This is a genomic window from Tardiphaga sp. 866_E4_N1_4 (assembly GCF_052076075.1).
In the GTDB taxonomy this organism is placed as follows: domain Bacteria; phylum Pseudomonadota; class Alphaproteobacteria; order Rhizobiales; family Xanthobacteraceae; genus Tardiphaga; species Tardiphaga robiniae.
On the sequence record NZ_CP197242.1, the window covers coordinates 5,430,525 to 5,445,508 of the forward strand.

Here is a 14,984-nt window from a genome sequence, read left to right on the forward strand (position 1 = left end):
TATGAGTGCCGACAAGGCCGGGATCATTCGAGACCTGTTTGCAGCCTATCTGCGCAATGACCGCGCCGCCGTCGAAGACGCGTTCACGGACGACTTCACCTTTACGAGCCCGTTCGATGACGGGATCGACAAGCCTACCTATTTCGCGCGCTGCTGGCGTGTCGCCGACTGGATCGCGCAGCATGATCTTGAGCGTATCGCCGTCGATGGCGATACGGCTTTCGTGACCTATCGCTGCGTCGCCAAAGACGGCAAGAGCTTTCGCAACACCGAAATCTTCGGCTTCGAGGGCGATCTCATCCGGTCGATCGATGTGTATTTCGGCGCGACATACAGGGATGGGGTATTCCAGAAGCAGGCGTCGTAAGGTCGCAATCATATGAGCGCGGACAAGATCCGAACCATCCATTCGGATCAGCCGCTGATAGTTCCTCCACGCGAGAACTTCGCGTTCCGATCAACGAGGAAAACAACGAGGTCCGTTTTCTGGACGGCGGTAACGTTCATCTCGGCCTGATCCGCGGCAAGCATCAGCGCGGTATGTGTTCCGACGTCGTGCTGTCCCGCAGATACTCTGCCCTTAAAAATATAGAGCCAACGATCGAACCCGGGTTTGGACGGGAGGTCGATACTTCGACCTGCCGATAGCTGGGTATCGTACAAATAGACGGCCTGACGTACGAAGGTCGGCGCGCCGGATCCTTTCGGTCCGGTCAGCAACCGCCATTGATCGTTTCGCTTGATTTCATCGAGTTCGACAAATTGAACGATTGGCTCTTCGTCTGCGGCTTCAGGCCGAACGAAAATCTGCAGCATTTCTATCTGGTCGTCTCCGACAACCCGCTCTTCGTGATGAAAACCGCGGCCTGCGTTCATCACCATCAACCGGTCGGGCGATATAAGTTCACTCTTTCCGGCGGAGTCGGTGTGCTGCATGCGGCCTGCACGCATGTAGCTTATGATCTCGTCATTGCGATGCTCGTGCATCCTCACGACGAGGCCGGGTTGCAGCCGGGCGTGGTCGATAACGCCGAGCCCGCCGAAGCCTGCGTCATTTGGCTGTCCCAGAGCGATGCCGGGATGGATTCGACGCAACTGGAATGGCCCTTGCGACCGCACCTGATGGCTTTCGGGCGAGACAACGCCGATCCCTTCGATGGTTGGTGCTGAGGTCATGTTTTTTCTCCTTATCGCGTTTTCGAGCGAAGTGGATGCCGGCGTCAAGAAAACGCGTTAAACAAAAAGCTGGAGCCCGGTTCTGCTTCAATCAGAACCAAGGAGGCTCCAGCTTCGGCGGGCGCGATGTCGTTACGGATTGATCGGCGGAAGGACCTCGGTGAACAGCAACTGGATGAGCTTTTGCCCATTGGGCGTGCCCCAGTTCTGAGCGAGCTCGGCGATCATCGTGTTGGTCGCTGTTAAAACAACGCCAGCATCCTGCATGCGCCGGCGGGACATATCATCGGAGAGCTCGAATGGAGACCCGGAAGCGTCCATGACTGCCTGGACGCTGTAGCCTTCGGTCACCGCATCGATCGCCGGGAAGACAAGGCAGACGTCGGTCGTGACACCGGCCATGATCAGGTTCTTTCGTCCCGTCGCTTCCACCGCTGCCTTGAAGTTGACGTCGGTCCAGGCATTGACGATGCCTTCGCGCTTGACGCGCGCTTTGAAGGCGTCTGGCAGGATCTCCTGCAACTCCGGCAACAGCGGCCCCTGCAGACGATCTTCCTGGCTCGACGTCAGGATGGTCGGAATGTTCAGGATGCTCGCTGTTTTCGCCAGTGCCAGCGACATGCGCTTGGCCCGGGCGACGTCGATGTTCTTGATCAACTGCATCGTGCCGATCTGATGATCGATAAGCAGAAGCGCGGAATTTTCCGGGGTGAAGTAATTGGGCATGATCTGACCTCGTTTGGCTCAAAGAGCGTCATTGCTCGTCCATAAGTGTAGAAATGAAACAAAGCCCGCGGCAGACTTGAAAAATGACCTCATCATGTTTCATAAATGGAACATGACAGTCTTCGGAGATTTCGACGGCCTTGCGCTGTTCACCCGTATCGTCGAGGCCGGAGGGCTCGCGGCGGCCGAGCGTGCGACGGGCATTCCGAAAGCGACGCTGTCCCGGCGACTGTCGGTGCTGGAAAATACCTTGAACGTCCGACTCGTCCGGCGGAAGAAAAAGGGCGTCGTGCTCACAGAGCAGGGGCAGCAACTTTTCGAACGAAGCCGTGCGGCCTTCTCGCTCGCTGAAGAGGCCGTAGCCGAGGTTCAGGACGAGCGCGCAGCCCTGTCGGGCAACATTCGTCTTTCCTTGCCGCCCGATATCGCCACTGCAGTGCTTGCGCCTGTCTTGATCCGCTTCGGGGTCAGACATCCCGATGTCACGATCGAGATAACCCTTGCCGATCGCAGAGTGTCGCTGATTGAGGAAGGATATGATCTGGCGGTTCGGATGGGGCGGGTCGCGGACTCCGAACTCATCTTCAGGAGAATTGCCACCTTGCCGAGAGTGCTGGTCGCCAGTCCGCGCTTTTTATCGGCACACCCCGGTTTGAACGAGCCGCAGGACCTCAGGGAAATTCCCGCGCTTGCGATCCGTCGCGATCTGGTCGAATGGGACCTGCGAAACGACAAAGGCGTGACTGCGACTGTCCATCCCAAAATCGGCTTCGCGGCCAACCGGCAGACGATATTGGTGGACGCCGCAATTGCGGGCCTCGGGATTGCCAACCTGCCATTCTTTTTGGTTGAAGCCGCACTGACATCCGGTGCGCTTGTTCGCGTCCTGACAGGTTGGGAGCCATCTCCTGTCGAGATGACGGCGCTGTGGCAAAAGGATAGGTTTAGCGGTCGCCTGATAAAGGCAATCGTGACCGAATTCGCAGATGCGCTGAAAGATGATCGGGCGTCGCGCTAGTCGATCATTCGAAATGCTGTTGAGCGATGATTGCGTTTCCGGGAGAGCCACACGGGCGGCCAGTTGTGATCCGGTAATTGTAGAAGCCTGGACCAGGCCGATTGGGCAGCGATAGCCCAACTTCGCAGAGGGACTGCCGCTGACTATGGTTGAAGGAAAAAATCCATTGGTCATGACGTCTGAAATAATTTCACCGGTCATGTCGGACTGGCAAAAGCTGCTTCGTCATATTTGCAGTCGAACCCTCCAACGGAGCGAGACCGATGCGTTTCATGGTGATTGTGCATGCGAACAAGGACACCGAAGCCGGCGTGATGCCGACGACGGAACTGCTGACCGCGATGGGCAAGTTCAATGAAGAGATGTGCAATGCCGGCGTGATGCAGGCCGGCGAGGGGCTGCATCCGACCTCAAAGGGCGCGCGCATCGCCTTTACCGGCAGTGAGCCAGTGGTGAAGCAGGGGCCGTTCGATGTAACGCGCGATCTGATTGCCGGCTTCTGGCTGATCGACGTTGCCTCGAAGGACGAGGCGATCGCGTGGATGAAGCGCGCGCCGTTTGCGGCCGGCGACGAGATCGAGATCCGTCAGGTGTTTGCGGCCGAGGATTTCGGCGACGCCCTCACGCCCGAATTGCGCGAGAAGGAAGAGCGTCTGCGCGCGCAAGCCGCCAAGAAATAAGCGACGAGTTCAACGAGGATAATGACCATGCGATTCATGATGCTGATGATCCCCGGCGGCTATGAGACTGCGGCGCCGGGCACCGTGCCGGAGGATGTCGAGCGCGTCGCGTTGATGATGGCCTATAACAAGGCGCTGATGGACGCCGGTGTGCTGATCACCTGCGACGGACTGCACCCGCCATCGATGGGCGCGCGGGTGTCCTTTCCATCCGGCAAGCCGGTGGTGACCGACGGGCCGTTCGCGGAATCCAAGGAAGTGCTCGGCGGCTACTGGATGATCGACGTCGCCTCGCGCGATGAGGCCATCGCCTGGGCCAGTCGCTGCCCGGCGACGCCCAACGAGGTGATCGAGATCCGCCAGGTGCAGGAAATGGCTGATTATCCGGAGGACGTGCAGGCCGTCGCCTCGGGATTTGAGGAAATGCAGACCACCGCGAAGCGGCTCGGCTGAGGCAAATCACTGTGACGGGCATGAAACGGTCGTGTCGAAACACGGCCGCATGCCTGCCGCAGGATTTCCGCATGCGGCGGGCGTTGATTTGTTGAGGGAATTTGCGCCGGTCACACCGTTTTGGTGTGACCTTTTGGCCGGCTCATGTTAAAGCCCTTCACATGAGCTGGCGCAAAGACAGCCGCGGCGAGCGCGGTTATCACCACGGAAATCTGAAAGAGGCGCTGCTGCAGGCAGCGCTCGGGCTGATTGCGGAGAAGGGGCCCGCGGGTTTCACCTTCGCCGATGCCGCGCGCACGGCCGGCGTCAGCGCGGCCGCGCCCTATCGCCATTTCCGCGATCGCGACGATCTTCTCGCCAGCATCGCGCAGCGTGGCTTCGAGCAGTTCGAGCAGGTGCTGACGGCGGCGTGGGATGATGGCCGTCCGAATACGGTCACGGCCTTCGAGCGGATCGGCAAGGCGTATTTGAACTTCGCCCGTACTGAACCGGCCTTCTATTCGGCGATGTTCGAATCCGGAATCCCCGTAGATTCCAGTCCTGAACTGGCCGCGGCGGGAGAACGTGCCTTCGGTGTGATCCGTGCGGCGGCAGAACGTTTGGCCGCCTTGACGCCGCCCGGTGTGACGCGTCCACCGGCGATGATGATGGCGCTGCACATCTGGTCGCTGGCGCATGGGGTGGCCTCGCTGTTCGGCCGCGGCGATGCCGCGCGGCGCAAGTTGCCGATGTCGCCGGACGACCTGCTGGAGGCCGGTGCGCTGATTTATTTGCGCGGACTGGGCTTTCCAACCGACCAAAACGTCCACAAGTCCGACACATCTACAGCGCCCAAATCGGGTCCTTGGGGAACCGCCCCAAAATAATTTGCGGCGCTCCCCTTGCGGTCGCCTTGACAAAATCCGGCCGTGAGCTACGTATGTAAATGTTATTTACATTCACAAGCGGCATGGTGCCGCTGATGGAGAGGAAAATGGCCAACGCTGCAGATTACAATCGATGGGGTCCACCCGCCGATGATCGGGTGTCCTACCAGATGCGCTCACCATGGCACATCGTATTGATCGTGCTCGGTTTTATCATCTGGTGGCCGGTTGGCCTCGCACTTCTCTTCTTCACACTCGGGAGCAGAAAAATGGGTTGCTGGGATCGTCACGGCCGTTTCGAGAACAAGATGGAGCGGATGCAGTACAAGATGGAGCGCATGCGCAACCGCATGGAGCGCTCAGGCTTCGGATCGGGCTTCGGCTTCGGCCCGCCGACCTCGGGCAACCGCGCTTTCGACGAATATCGCGTCGAAACCCTGCGCCGCCTTGAGGAAGAACAGCACGAGTTCAAGAACTTCCTCGATCGCCTGCGTCACGCCAAGGACAAGGAAGAGTTCGACCAGTTCATGGCGCAGCACCGACCAAAGCCGACCCCGCCATCGGATAACAATCAGCCGCAGGGCTAACAGCCCGAAACTGATAGGCGTCAGGCGGTGGCGCCCCCTTCGCCCGATGCCGACATCGCCGCCCGTCTGATCATTCAGGCGGGCGGTTTTGCTTTGTCACGAGCCCTTCACGAACAAGCGAATACCGCTTCATTTCTCGGCCAAAACACGCTTTGGTAACTCCGCATTAACCATGACTGGCGTCTGGTAAAAGCCGCAGAAACGCGTGCAAGCCCTTGTTTTGACATGTTGGCAGGGAATTTAGGGCTCGGCTTCGGACAAGCCCTCCATGCGACACAACAAGAACATTGCACTGGCGTTCCGCGCCGCGCGCGATGCGTGGCCGCGGCACCAGCGATGAGCAAGTCGCTGGCAAATTGAGGATTTTTGCGTTGAGAGGATACCGTTCATGAATCCGGCCGATGTGGCGCAGTCAGCCCTGCCGCTGGCTTCATCCGACGTTTCGCTGATCGCGCTGTTCCTGCAGGCCCACTGGATCGTGAAAGCGGTCATGCTGGGACTGCTGGGCTGTTCGGTGTGGGTTTGGGCGATCGCGATCGACAAGATGTTCCTGTATGCGCGCACACGCCGCGCGATGGACCGGTTCGAGCAGGCCTTCTGGTCCGGCGAGTCCATCGAGGATCTGTACCGCGCGCTCTCCGCCAAGCCGACGCAGTCGATGGCGGCGTGTTTCGTCGCGGCGATGCGCGAGTGGAAGCGGTCTTTCGAAAGCCAGGCGCGCTCCTTCACCGGTCTGCAGATGCGCATCGACAAGGTGATGAACGTCTCCATCGCCCGCGAGGTCGAGCGGCTCGAGCGCCGGCTTCTGGTGCTGGCAACGGTCGGTTCGGCCGGCCCCTTCGTTGGCCTGTTCGGCACCGTCTGGGGCATCATGTCGAGCTTCCAGGCGATTGCGGCGTCCAAGAACACATCGCTCGCCGTGGTCGCGCCTGGTATCGCCGAAGCGCTGTTCGCCACGGCCATCGGCCTTATCGCCGCCATCCCGGCGACTATTTTCTACAACAAATTCACGTCAGAAGTGAACAAACAGGCCCAGCGCCTGGAGGGGTTTGCCGACGAATTTTCAGCGATCCTGTCGCGCCAGATCGACGAGCGCGTCTGATGGGTGACGAATTGAACCTTGAAGTGAGCACCCTGTCATGGGGATGAATATGGGCTCGGGCGGTGGTGGCGGAGGTCGGCGCGGGCGCCGGCGTGCTGCCGTCATGGCCGAGATCAACGTCACCCCGATGGTCGACGTCATGCTCGTGTTGATGATCATCTTCATGGTGTCGGCGCCGCTGATGACCTCGACCATCGATATCGACCTGCCGATCGCGAGCGGCGGCAAGTCGATATCGCAGAATGCTCCGCCGCTCACCGTGTCGGTGAAGCGCACCGGCGGCGGCTGTAATTCGGCGGTCGAAATGTATGTCGGCGACGCCCTCGTGCCGGTGAGTGAGCTCGACGCCAAGATCAAGGCGATCCGGGCGACGCGTTCGGAAACAGACAACACCGTGTTTCTCCGTGGTGACAAGGACGTCTGTTACACGGACATGATGAAATTGCTCGGCACTGTTCGCTCTGCCGGATTCAAGGCCAATATCGTGATCCTGCCGGAGCAGGGGACGTAAGCTCGTGGAACAGCCGGTTGATCTGGGCAGGAGCAGGATTGGAAATCTGATCGTGAAGGTCGACAAGACACTCATCGCATCGGTAGCCCTGCACGTCATCGTGATCGGGTGGGGACTTCTCACGTTTTCTTCCAAGGCATTGGAAGTGATGCCGGAGGATTCCGTCGGCGTCGATATCAGCGTTGAAAGCCAGGCCATGGCCGGGCAGAAGACTGGCAAGAAGGAAACGACGAAGCCGAAGGTGGAGAAGATCGCCGAGGCCAAGCCACCGGCCGAAGACACTGTCGGCAAGATTGACGACAAGAAGCCGCCGGTGATCACCGAGACGGCGCCGAAGGAACAGCCCAAGACCGACGAAAAGGCCGCTGCCGAAGCAGCAAAGGCGGAGGCAGCCGCAAAAGCCGAAGCCGCAGCCAAAGCCGCGGCCGATGCCAAGGCCAAGGCGGAGGCGAAAGCCGCGGCAGTCGCCGACGCCAAGGCGGAAGCTGAAGCGAAAGCGGAAGCTGACGCCAAGGCGCAGGCGGAAGCCAAGGCAAAAGCCGAAGCGCAGGCCAAGGCGAAAGCCGAAGCCAAAGCGAAGGCTGAGGCCAAAGCCAAGGCTGACGCCGAAGCAAAAGCCAAGGCTGAAGCAAAAGCCAAGGCCGAAGAGACCAAGAAGGCTGAGCGTGTGTTTGACCAGTCGAAAATCGCAGCACTGATCGACAAGCGCGATCCGACCCGCAATTCGATGACGGGCTCGGACCTTAATCCGAACGAGGCGCTCGGCACGTCAAAAGGCAAAGCCGGCAGCAACGTCGCCACCTGGGGCGCCATGTTCAAGCAGCAGGTGGATCGCTGCTGGAAGAAGCCGTATGGCGGCATCGAAGCCCAGCAGGTCGAAGCGGAGTTCAGCATCGCACTGAAGAAGGACGGCACGCTGGAGGCGACTCCGGTGGCGATCGGACGGCCGACCACGCCTTATCAACGGGTCTATCAGGAGAGCGGTCTGCGTGCGATCATCGATTGCCAGCCCTACAAGCTGCCGCCGCAGATGTTCGACGAATGGAAGTCGTTCAATCCTTATTTCACTGAAAAAATAACGTGACTTCGCGCTGCAACGAAGACCGCAACATGAAAAGCCCGGTACAAATGATTTTTAAAAATGAACTCGAAGGGTCGCTGCTGCGGCCCAGCCGCCGCCAGTTCATTGCCGGCGCCGCGTCGGCCGGTTTGATCATCGGCGGTCAACGCGCCGCTTTCGGTCAAGCCCGCGTGACGATCACCGGCGGTGACGTTGCGCCCATGCAGATCGCGATTCCGAATTTCAATGCCGGCACCGGCGCCGACAACGAAGTCAGCGTCGGCGTTTCGCAGGTGATCACTAACAATCTCAAGCGCAGCGGCCTGTTCGCGCCGATCGATCCGGCCGCCTTCGTCGAGAAGGCCGTCAACATCGACGCGCCGCCGAACTTCGTGAACTGGAAGACCGTGAATGCACAGGCGCTCGTCACCGGCCGCATGACCCGTCAGGGCGATGGTCGCCTGAAAGCCGAATTTCGTCTGTGGGACATCGCCACCGGTCAGCAATTGGCAGGCCAGCAATATTTCACCTCGCCGGAATACTGGCGTCGTATCGCCCATATCATTTCCGACCAGATCTACGAGCGCCTGACCGGCGAGAAGGGCTATTTCGATAGCCGCGTGGTCTTCGTTGACGAAACGGGCTCCAAGGAGCGCCGCGTCAAGCGACTGGCGCTGATGGATCAGGACGGTGCCAATGTGCGTTACCTGACGCGCGGGGCGGATCTGGTGCTGACGCCGCGGTTCTCGCCGTCGACGCAAGAGATCACCTATATGGAATTCGGTCAGGGTGATCCCAAGGTCTATCTCTTCAACATCGAGACAGGCCAGCGCGAGGTTGTCGGCAACTTCCCGGGCATGTCGTTCTCGCCGCGTTTCTCGCCGGATGGCCAGCGTGTCATCATGAGCCTGCAGCAGGGCGGCAATTCCAACCTGTTCGTCATGGACCTGCGGTCGAAATCGACGACGCGACTCACCGACACGCCGGCAATCGACACCTCGCCGTCATATTCTCCGGATGGCTCGAAGATCTGCTTCGAATCGGATCGCGGCGGCAAGCCGCAGATCTATACGATGGCGGCAACCGGCGGCGGTGCCCAGCGCATCTCGTTCGGCGAAGGCAGCTATTCGACCCCGGTCTGGTCGCCGCGCGGCGACTATATCGCCTTCACCAAGCAGGGCGGCGGGCAGTTCTCGATCGGCATCATGAAGCCCGATGGCTCCGGCGAACGGCTGCTGACGTCCGGCTATCATAATGAGGGTCCGACCTTCGCGCCCAATGGCCGCGTGATCATGTTCTTCCGCGATATGGGAGGAGGGCCGTCGCTGTTTACGGTCGACGTGTCCGGCCGTAACGAGCTCAAGGTCCCGACGCCTGGCTTCGCGTCCGACCCGGCCTGGTCGCCGTTGCTATCGTAAACAAACGATTGGCGGCGACGGGCGGATTACCGGCTATTCCCGGCAAACTTTGCCCACCGCGCTGAAATCACGAGCAGATTTGCTGTTTATGCGAATGCGTAAACAGTTCGCTAACGATGTTCCCTCAGAAAGACTTCATCAGGACCCGGTACCAATGTGCGCCTGAACAGGACGCATTTACGCCCGATGCAGCTCGCCGACCACAACCGGACGAACAGCAAATCGATGTCGCCGTCGATCTACACGGCGCTCGTCGATTCCTTGTTCGAAAACCCGATTCCGATGCTGGCCGGTGCGGTCTGCGCCGGGACAGGCGCAGTCATGACTGCGGTGAAGACCGGCAACCCTTTGCTGTGGCCATGCGCCGCCCTGATCATCGTCATTGGCGCTTTGCGGGCCCTTCAGCTTAGCCGCTATGAAAAGCGCGAGACCGCGCTGACGCCCGACGAGGCGATCCGCTGGGAATTCAATTACATGGTTGGCGGCTCGCTCTATGCAGCCGCGTTGGGCCTGTGGTGCTGGGTCGTTCTGCTCGGCAGCGATGATCCGGTCGCGCATATGCTGGGTACGGCAGTGACCGTCGCTTATATCGCGGCCGGCGCCGGCCGGACCTATGGCCGTCCGAAGATCGCGCAGTTGCAGGTGCTGCTGGCATGCGGTCCGATGGCCCTGGCGCTGATTATCCACGGTGACTTCTACTATATCGGCTTTGCGTTTCTGAACGTCCTGTTCTTTGTCGGCCTGCGCCGGATCACGCTTCGTCTGCATGACGTCTACGTCAAAGCGCTGCTGGCCACCGAGCGGGTCGGCTCCATCGCCGGCCAGTTCGATACGGCGCTGAACAATATGCCCAACGGCCTGTGCATGTTCGGCGCCGATGGTCGGTTGGCGGTGCTCAACAATCGCTTTACCGCGATGATGGAGATTTCAGAGGATCTCGTGCAGCGCGGCGTGACTGCTCGCGAAGTCGTCTCGCTCTGCGTCAATGCAGGGACAGTGTCATCGGCCAGCGCGATGACCATCATCACCGAGATTGAAAGCTCGAAGGCAGCCGAAATCACGACCCTTGATCACGCCCACGAGAGTGAACGTGCATTGTCGTGGAAGTTTCAGCCGATGGTCGGCGGCGGCACGGTCGTTCTGCTTGAAGATATTACCGAGCGCCGCAATTCCGAAGCGCGTATCAGCCACATGGCGCGTTTCGACGAATTGACGGGGCTGCCGAACCGGGTCAGTTTCCGGAACGAAATCGGCCGCATGCTGAAGAGCTCGGACCAATCCACGCTGTCGGCCCTGCTGTTCGTCGATCTCGATCAGTTCAAGCAGGTCAACGATACGCTTGGTCATCCATGCGGTGATCAGCTGTTGTGCATGGTCGCCGATCGGCTGCGCGAAATGTTGCGCGCGGATGACTTCGTGGCTCGTTTCGGCGGTGACGAATTTGTCGTGTTCCAACGTGCCATCAAGACAAATCATGATGCAGCCGATCTGGCGCGTCGCATCGTCGAACGGCTCAGTGAGCGCTACGAGGTCGACAATCATCAGGTCGAGATCGGCGCCAGCGTCGGCATCGCCTTGACGGAACCCGACGTCAGCGCCGACAACCTTTTGAAGAACGCCGATATGGCGTTGTATCGTGCGAAGGCCTCCGGCCGTGGCACCTTCTGCTTCTTCCGCGACGAGATGGCCCAGACGGTCGAGGCGCGCCGCGTGCTCGAACTGGATCTGCGCCAGGCGCTCGCCAATGAAGAATTCGAGATTTACTACCAGCCACTGGTCAATCTGAAGTCGGGACGCATCTCGACCTGCGAAGCGCTGCTGCGCTGGAATCATCCTGTCCGCGGCACTGTTTCGCCGGTCGATATCATTCCCGTCGCAGAAGACATGGGCCTGATCGTCGATCTTGGCCGCTGGATTTTGCGCAAGGCCTGTATCGAATGCATGAAGTGGCCGGACGCGGTCAGCGTCGCCGTCAACTTCTCGTCGCAGCAGTTTCATCAGCGCGATGTGTTGAGCGAGGTACGCTACGCCCTCGATGTGTCCGGGCTGCCGGCGCGTCGTCTCGAGATCGAGATCACCGAATCGTCGCTGCTGCGTAATACGCAGTGGACCCACGATGCCCTCGCGCAGCTTCACGCAGCAGGTTGCCGGATTTCGCTCGACGATTTCGGTACCGGCTATTCGAGCCTGAGCTATCTGCACAATTTCCCGCTGCAGAAGGTGAAGATCGATCGCTCATTCCTCGAAGGGATCGATACGGACCGTCCGTTGACGCTGCTGCGCGGCGTCGCGCGCCTCAGTGCCGATCTGGGAATGACGGTCGTCGTCGAAGGCATCGAGACCAACGAGCAACTTGAGCTGATCAGTGCCGACGGCACGATCAGCGAGGCCCAGGGTTATCTGTTCAGCCGCCCGGTGCCTGCGACCCGGATCAGGCAGCTCCTGGACGCATCCCACGGACGTCGCGTGATCGAGCCCGGCGCCAATGTCGAGGCCACGCGCGCACCGGCCTGACCAGCCGCGGGCCACACTCTCGAATTTCCATTTCCATTCGTTTCGCGCGCCGAATAGGTCAAAAGGGTTAACCACATTGTGGCAGAACCTTTGACAACTTTTAAGAAAGCTTTAACCTTTCCTTACTCGCGTAGTCATGGCGTTGGTGCGTAGGAGACGGAATGATGGCTTCGGCCGATCAAGCGACTGAAGCTTCGAAGCGCAGCGATATTCTCGACCGGGTTGACTACCGTCTTGCCGAAACCGAAGCTGAGAAAGAGGCGATCTATAGCCTGCGCTATAGAGCCTATCTCCATGAGGGGGCTATCGAGCCTCGCGCGGATCGCCGTCTCGCCGACCGTTTCGATGATTTGCCGAATTCATGGACTTTCGGGATATTCGTTGATGGCGAGCTCGCCAGTTCGCTGCGCGTCAGCGTGGCGACGCCGGATAATCCGGAAACGCCCGCCGTCGATGCATTCGGGGACTTGCTGCGTCCCGAGCTGGACAAGGGGAAGATCATCGTCGACCCGAACCGCTTCGTGGCCGACCCGAACAACCGTACCAAGTTTCCTGAACTGCCCTATATGACGGTTCGGCTGGGCTATGTCGCCTGCGGCTATTTCAAGGCTGATATCGGGACGGCGACCGTGCGCGCCGAGCACCGTGCGTTCTATCGCAAGGTTTTCCTGCAGACGCCGATGTGCGAGCCACGGCCTTATCCGACGCTGACCAAGCCGCTATGCCTGATGGCGGCCGACTACGCCGCGGTGCGCGAACGCATTTTCATGCGCTACCCGCATTTCCGCTCCAGTCTTTTCGAGCAGCGGGCCTTGTTTGAGCGCAAGAGCGAACCCCTGGCGCCGGATCTCCATTCATCCGAGTTCCATATCGCCCAGGCCGCGGTGTTGCCCCGCACCTGAGGGTGAAGGGGGGCGACAGTCCGGTCGCCGGTCATTGCTGACTATCCCGGCAGTCCCGCAGCGGGATTCTGCCTAAAACCAGCTGCTTTCTCAGAACCTTCACCGTCGCGCCACATTTGCCAACCATTAACCACGTCGTTGCTTTTTCGCGGCCTGTGGCTTTTGATCGGTTTTGGCAACACCTCATCAAGGTTGACGGAACGTTCGCTTAACCAACGCCCTGTAGACCGAATGACAGTTGGGTAAAGCGTGAGCGTGGAGGCTCCGGGAATGAAGCATCAGATGCGTATCCTCCAGGGATTAAAACTGGCTGCAGTGCTGGCCGTGGCGCTGTCGATGGGCGCCTGCGCCAACAAGAATGGTTTGGGTGCCGATGGCGCGATGGCCAATGCCGCCACGCCGGGCAGCCAGCAGGACTTCGTCGTCAATGTCGGCGATCGCGTGTTCTTCGAGAGCGATCAGACCGAACTGTCGCCGCAGGCGATCGCGACCCTGGACAAGCAGGCGCAGTGGCTGCAGCAGTACAACCGCTACTCCTTCACCATCGAAGGTCATGCGGACGAGCGCGGCACCCGCGAATACAACATTGCCCTCGGCGCTCGCCGTGCCCAGTCGGTTCGCACCTTCCTGGCTTCGCGCGGCATCGATGCCAGCCGGATGCGCACCATCTCTTACGGCAAGGAACGTCCGGTCGCGGTGTGTAACGACATCTCGTGCTGGTCGCAGAACCGCCGTGCGGTCACCGTGCTGAACGCGGGCGCGTAAGCGACGTCTGATATCAAACAAAACGGCGTCTGCCCCCGGGGCAGGCGCCGTTTTTGTTTGGGGCAGGCGCCTTTGTCGCTGTCGAAAGTCACATTTTTGGCGTAGTGAAATCCTCATCGTGATGCGCGCCGATGGGGCGCGAAACCGGTCATTTTCAGGCTCAAATGTCATCCAGATTTCATTCGCTCGCCGGCGCTGCGTTATTGTCTGTCCTGCTCGTGACGGCATCGCCCGTATCCGCGCAGTTGTTTGGTCAGCCGGCTCCCCGTCAGCAGGGCTACGGCCAGCAATCGGGCGACGACGATGCCGACCAGGGCTTGCAGATCGAGCGGTTGCAGAACCAACTGCGGCAGCTCACCGGCCAGAATGAAGAACTGCAGTTCCGCAATCGGCAGCTTGAGGATCAGCTCCGGCAGTTGCAGGCCGGCGGCGCCCCAGCGGGCGCAGGAGGCCGTCCCAATGTCGCTGCCGCGCCGGTCCAGCAGCCGCCGATGCAGCAGGCTCCCGTGCAGCTGCCGGGCTACAATCAGCAACAGCCGCAGATCGCGGCACCTGCACCAATTGCTCAGGATCCCGCGCCGGCTCCTCGCGCTGGCCGTCGTAACGATGCGTTCGATCCCAATGCGAACCCCAATGCGCCGGGCGTGCCGCGCGCGCTGGGTGGTGGGCAGCAGCCGATGCCCGCAAACGCGCCGGTCGGTGCACAGGGCGGCCGTGGGGTCGGCGAGCCGCTCCCGCTGGGCAATACCGCCCCGGGCGGAACAGCGCCAGCACTGACGACCTTACCGCCGGGCGCGACCCCGAAGGACGAGTTCGATCTCGGCATCGGCTATATGCAGCGTCGTGATTACGCGCTGGCCGAAGAGACCATGCGCAACTTCGCCCAGAAATATCCTGGTGATCCAATGATTGCGGATTCGCAGTATTGGCTCGGCGAGAGCTTCTTCCAGCGCCAGAAATATCGCGATGCCGCCGAAGTATTCCTCGGCGTGACCACGAAATACGACACCTCCGCCAAGGCGCCCGATGCGTTGCTGCGGCTTGGCCAGTCGCTGGCCGCGCTGAAGGAAAAGGAAGCCGCCTGTGCCGCCTTCGGTGAAGTGACACGGAAATATCCCCGTGCCTCGGCCGGCGTGAAACAGGGCGTGGACCGCGAGCAAAAACGCGTTAAGTGCTAGGTGATCGACCCGGACAATCAGCCGGGTC

General features: G+C 60.4%; 16 protein-coding genes. 14 read left to right on the forward strand and 2 right to left on the reverse strand.

All coding sequences use genetic code 11. The features are described 5' to 3' along the window. The first annotated feature begins 1 nt into the window (after nucleotide 1). Nucleotides 2-367: a nuclear transport factor 2 family protein gene (locus tag AB8B20_RS26125; RefSeq protein ID WP_439073101.1), complete on the forward strand. Its 366-nt coding sequence runs from the start codon at nucleotides 2-4 to the stop codon at nucleotides 365-367. Between the two features lie 47 nt (nucleotides 368-414). Here the strand turns inward: AB8B20_RS26125 and AB8B20_RS26130 are convergent, their stop codons facing one another. Together AB8B20_RS26130 and AB8B20_RS26135 are read right to left on the reverse strand one after the other, a co-directional pair. Further along, a complete protein-coding gene (locus tag AB8B20_RS26130; protein ID WP_439073100.1) occupies nucleotides 415-1,176 on the reverse strand; it encodes a pirin family protein in 762 nt (253 codons plus the stop codon). 132 nt (nucleotides 1,177-1,308) lie between these two features. Continuing rightward, entirely contained in the window at nucleotides 1,309-1,902 is a 594-nt protein-coding gene (locus AB8B20_RS26135) for an isochorismatase family protein (RefSeq protein WP_439073099.1), read from the reverse strand. Between the two features lie 76 nt (nucleotides 1,903-1,978). Between AB8B20_RS26135 and AB8B20_RS26140 the strand changes: the two genes are divergently transcribed. The 13 genes from AB8B20_RS26140 (at nucleotide 1,979) to ybgF (ending at nucleotide 14,956) form a co-directional block, all read left to right on the forward strand. Further along, nucleotides 1,979-2,920: a LysR family transcriptional regulator gene (locus tag AB8B20_RS26140; RefSeq protein ID WP_439073098.1), complete on the forward strand. Its 942-nt coding sequence runs from the start codon at nucleotides 1,979-1,981 to the stop codon at nucleotides 2,918-2,920. Between the two features lie 263 nt (nucleotides 2,921-3,183). After that, nucleotides 3,184-3,600, forward strand: a complete 417-nt coding sequence (locus tag AB8B20_RS26145) for a YciI family protein (protein ID WP_089261983.1) — start codon at nucleotides 3,184-3,186, stop codon at nucleotides 3,598-3,600. A 27-nt stretch (nucleotides 3,601-3,627) separates the two neighbouring features. Further along, complete coding sequence (locus AB8B20_RS26150; RefSeq protein WP_439073097.1) at nucleotides 3,628-4,053, forward strand: YciI family protein; 426 nt, start codon at nucleotides 3,628-3,630, stop codon at nucleotides 4,051-4,053. A 161-nt stretch (nucleotides 4,054-4,214) separates the two neighbouring features. Beyond that, nucleotides 4,215-4,919 (forward strand): TetR/AcrR family transcriptional regulator, encoded by a 705-nt coding sequence (locus AB8B20_RS26155; protein WP_092139180.1) that lies wholly within the window; start codon nucleotides 4,215-4,217, stop codon nucleotides 4,917-4,919. Nucleotides 4,920-5,026: 107 nt separating this feature from the next. Beyond that, nucleotides 5,027-5,506: a DUF2852 domain-containing protein gene (locus tag AB8B20_RS26160; RefSeq protein WP_093760009.1), complete on the forward strand. Its 480-nt coding sequence runs from the start codon at nucleotides 5,027-5,029 to the stop codon at nucleotides 5,504-5,506. 388 nt (nucleotides 5,507-5,894) lie between these two features. Beyond that, the gene (gene tolQ / locus AB8B20_RS26165) at nucleotides 5,895-6,608 is read left to right on the forward strand and encodes a protein TolQ (protein ID WP_089261977.1); all 714 of its coding nucleotides are present in this window, start codon (nucleotides 5,895-5,897) and stop codon (nucleotides 6,606-6,608) included. Between the two features lie 37 nt (nucleotides 6,609-6,645). Beyond that, nucleotides 6,646-7,119, forward strand: coding sequence for a biopolymer transporter ExbD (locus AB8B20_RS26170; RefSeq protein WP_093759405.1), 474 nt, complete (start codon nucleotides 6,646-6,648; stop codon nucleotides 7,117-7,119). A gap of 52 nt (nucleotides 7,120-7,171) precedes the next feature. Further along, complete coding sequence (tolA, locus tag AB8B20_RS26175) at nucleotides 7,172-8,203, forward strand: cell envelope integrity protein TolA (RefSeq protein ID WP_439073096.1); 1,032 nt, start codon at nucleotides 7,172-7,174, stop codon at nucleotides 8,201-8,203. A 44-nt stretch (nucleotides 8,204-8,247) separates the two neighbouring features. After that, on the forward strand, nucleotides 8,248-9,597 hold the full coding sequence (gene tolB, locus AB8B20_RS26180; protein WP_439073095.1) for a Tol-Pal system beta propeller repeat protein TolB: 1,350 nt from the start codon (nucleotides 8,248-8,250) through the stop codon (nucleotides 9,595-9,597). Between the two features lie 186 nt (nucleotides 9,598-9,783). Then, the gene (locus tag AB8B20_RS26185; RefSeq protein ID WP_089261975.1) at nucleotides 9,784-12,111 is read left to right on the forward strand and encodes a putative bifunctional diguanylate cyclase/phosphodiesterase; all 2,328 of its coding nucleotides are present in this window, start codon (nucleotides 9,784-9,786) and stop codon (nucleotides 12,109-12,111) included. Nucleotides 12,112-12,272: 161 nt separating this feature from the next. Next, nucleotides 12,273-13,013, forward strand: coding sequence for an N-acyl amino acid synthase FeeM domain-containing protein (locus AB8B20_RS26190; RefSeq protein ID WP_374725695.1), 741 nt, complete (start codon nucleotides 12,273-12,275; stop codon nucleotides 13,011-13,013). Between the two features lie 270 nt (nucleotides 13,014-13,283). Further along, a complete protein-coding gene (gene pal / locus AB8B20_RS26195) occupies nucleotides 13,284-13,778 on the forward strand; it encodes a peptidoglycan-associated lipoprotein Pal (RefSeq protein WP_068733555.1) in 495 nt (164 codons plus the stop codon). A 164-nt stretch (nucleotides 13,779-13,942) separates the two neighbouring features. After that, entirely contained in the window at nucleotides 13,943-14,956 is a 1,014-nt protein-coding gene (gene ybgF, locus AB8B20_RS26200; RefSeq protein ID WP_439073094.1) for a tol-pal system protein YbgF, read from the forward strand. Nucleotides 14,957-14,984 lie beyond the last annotated feature (28 nt).

Excerpts from the sequence above, each read along its gene's own strand:
- AB8B20_RS26125 (WP_439073101.1), top strand. The coding sequence starts at position 2 with ATGAGTGCCGACAAGGCCGGGATCATTCGAGACCTGTTTGCAGCCTAT.
- AB8B20_RS26130 (WP_439073100.1), bottom strand. The coding sequence starts at position 1,176 with ATGACCTCAGCACCAACCATCGAAGGGATCGGCGTTGTCTCGCCCGAA.
- AB8B20_RS26135 (WP_439073099.1), bottom strand. The coding sequence starts at position 1,902 with ATGCCCAATTACTTCACCCCGGAAAATTCCGCGCTTCTGCTTATCGAT.
- AB8B20_RS26145 (WP_089261983.1), top strand. The coding sequence starts at position 3,184 with ATGCGTTTCATGGTGATTGTGCATGCGAACAAGGACACCGAAGCCGGC.
- AB8B20_RS26150 (WP_439073097.1), top strand. The coding sequence starts at position 3,628 with ATGCGATTCATGATGCTGATGATCCCCGGCGGCTATGAGACTGCGGCG.
- AB8B20_RS26155 (WP_092139180.1), top strand. The coding sequence starts at position 4,215 with ATGAGCTGGCGCAAAGACAGCCGCGGCGAGCGCGGTTATCACCACGGA.
- AB8B20_RS26160 (WP_093760009.1), top strand. The coding sequence starts at position 5,027 with ATGGCCAACGCTGCAGATTACAATCGATGGGGTCCACCCGCCGATGAT.
- tolQ (WP_089261977.1), top strand. The coding sequence starts at position 5,895 with ATGAATCCGGCCGATGTGGCGCAGTCAGCCCTGCCGCTGGCTTCATCC.
- AB8B20_RS26170 (WP_093759405.1), top strand. The coding sequence starts at position 6,646 with ATGGGGATGAATATGGGCTCGGGCGGTGGTGGCGGAGGTCGGCGCGGG.
- tolB (WP_439073095.1), top strand. The coding sequence starts at position 8,248 with ATGATTTTTAAAAATGAACTCGAAGGGTCGCTGCTGCGGCCCAGCCGC.
- AB8B20_RS26185 (WP_089261975.1), top strand. The coding sequence starts at position 9,784 with ATGCAGCTCGCCGACCACAACCGGACGAACAGCAAATCGATGTCGCCG.
- AB8B20_RS26190 (WP_374725695.1), top strand. The coding sequence starts at position 12,273 with ATGATGGCTTCGGCCGATCAAGCGACTGAAGCTTCGAAGCGCAGCGAT.
- pal (WP_068733555.1), top strand. The coding sequence starts at position 13,284 with ATGAAGCATCAGATGCGTATCCTCCAGGGATTAAAACTGGCTGCAGTG.
- ybgF (WP_439073094.1), top strand. The coding sequence starts at position 13,943 with ATGTCATCCAGATTTCATTCGCTCGCCGGCGCTGCGTTATTGTCTGTC.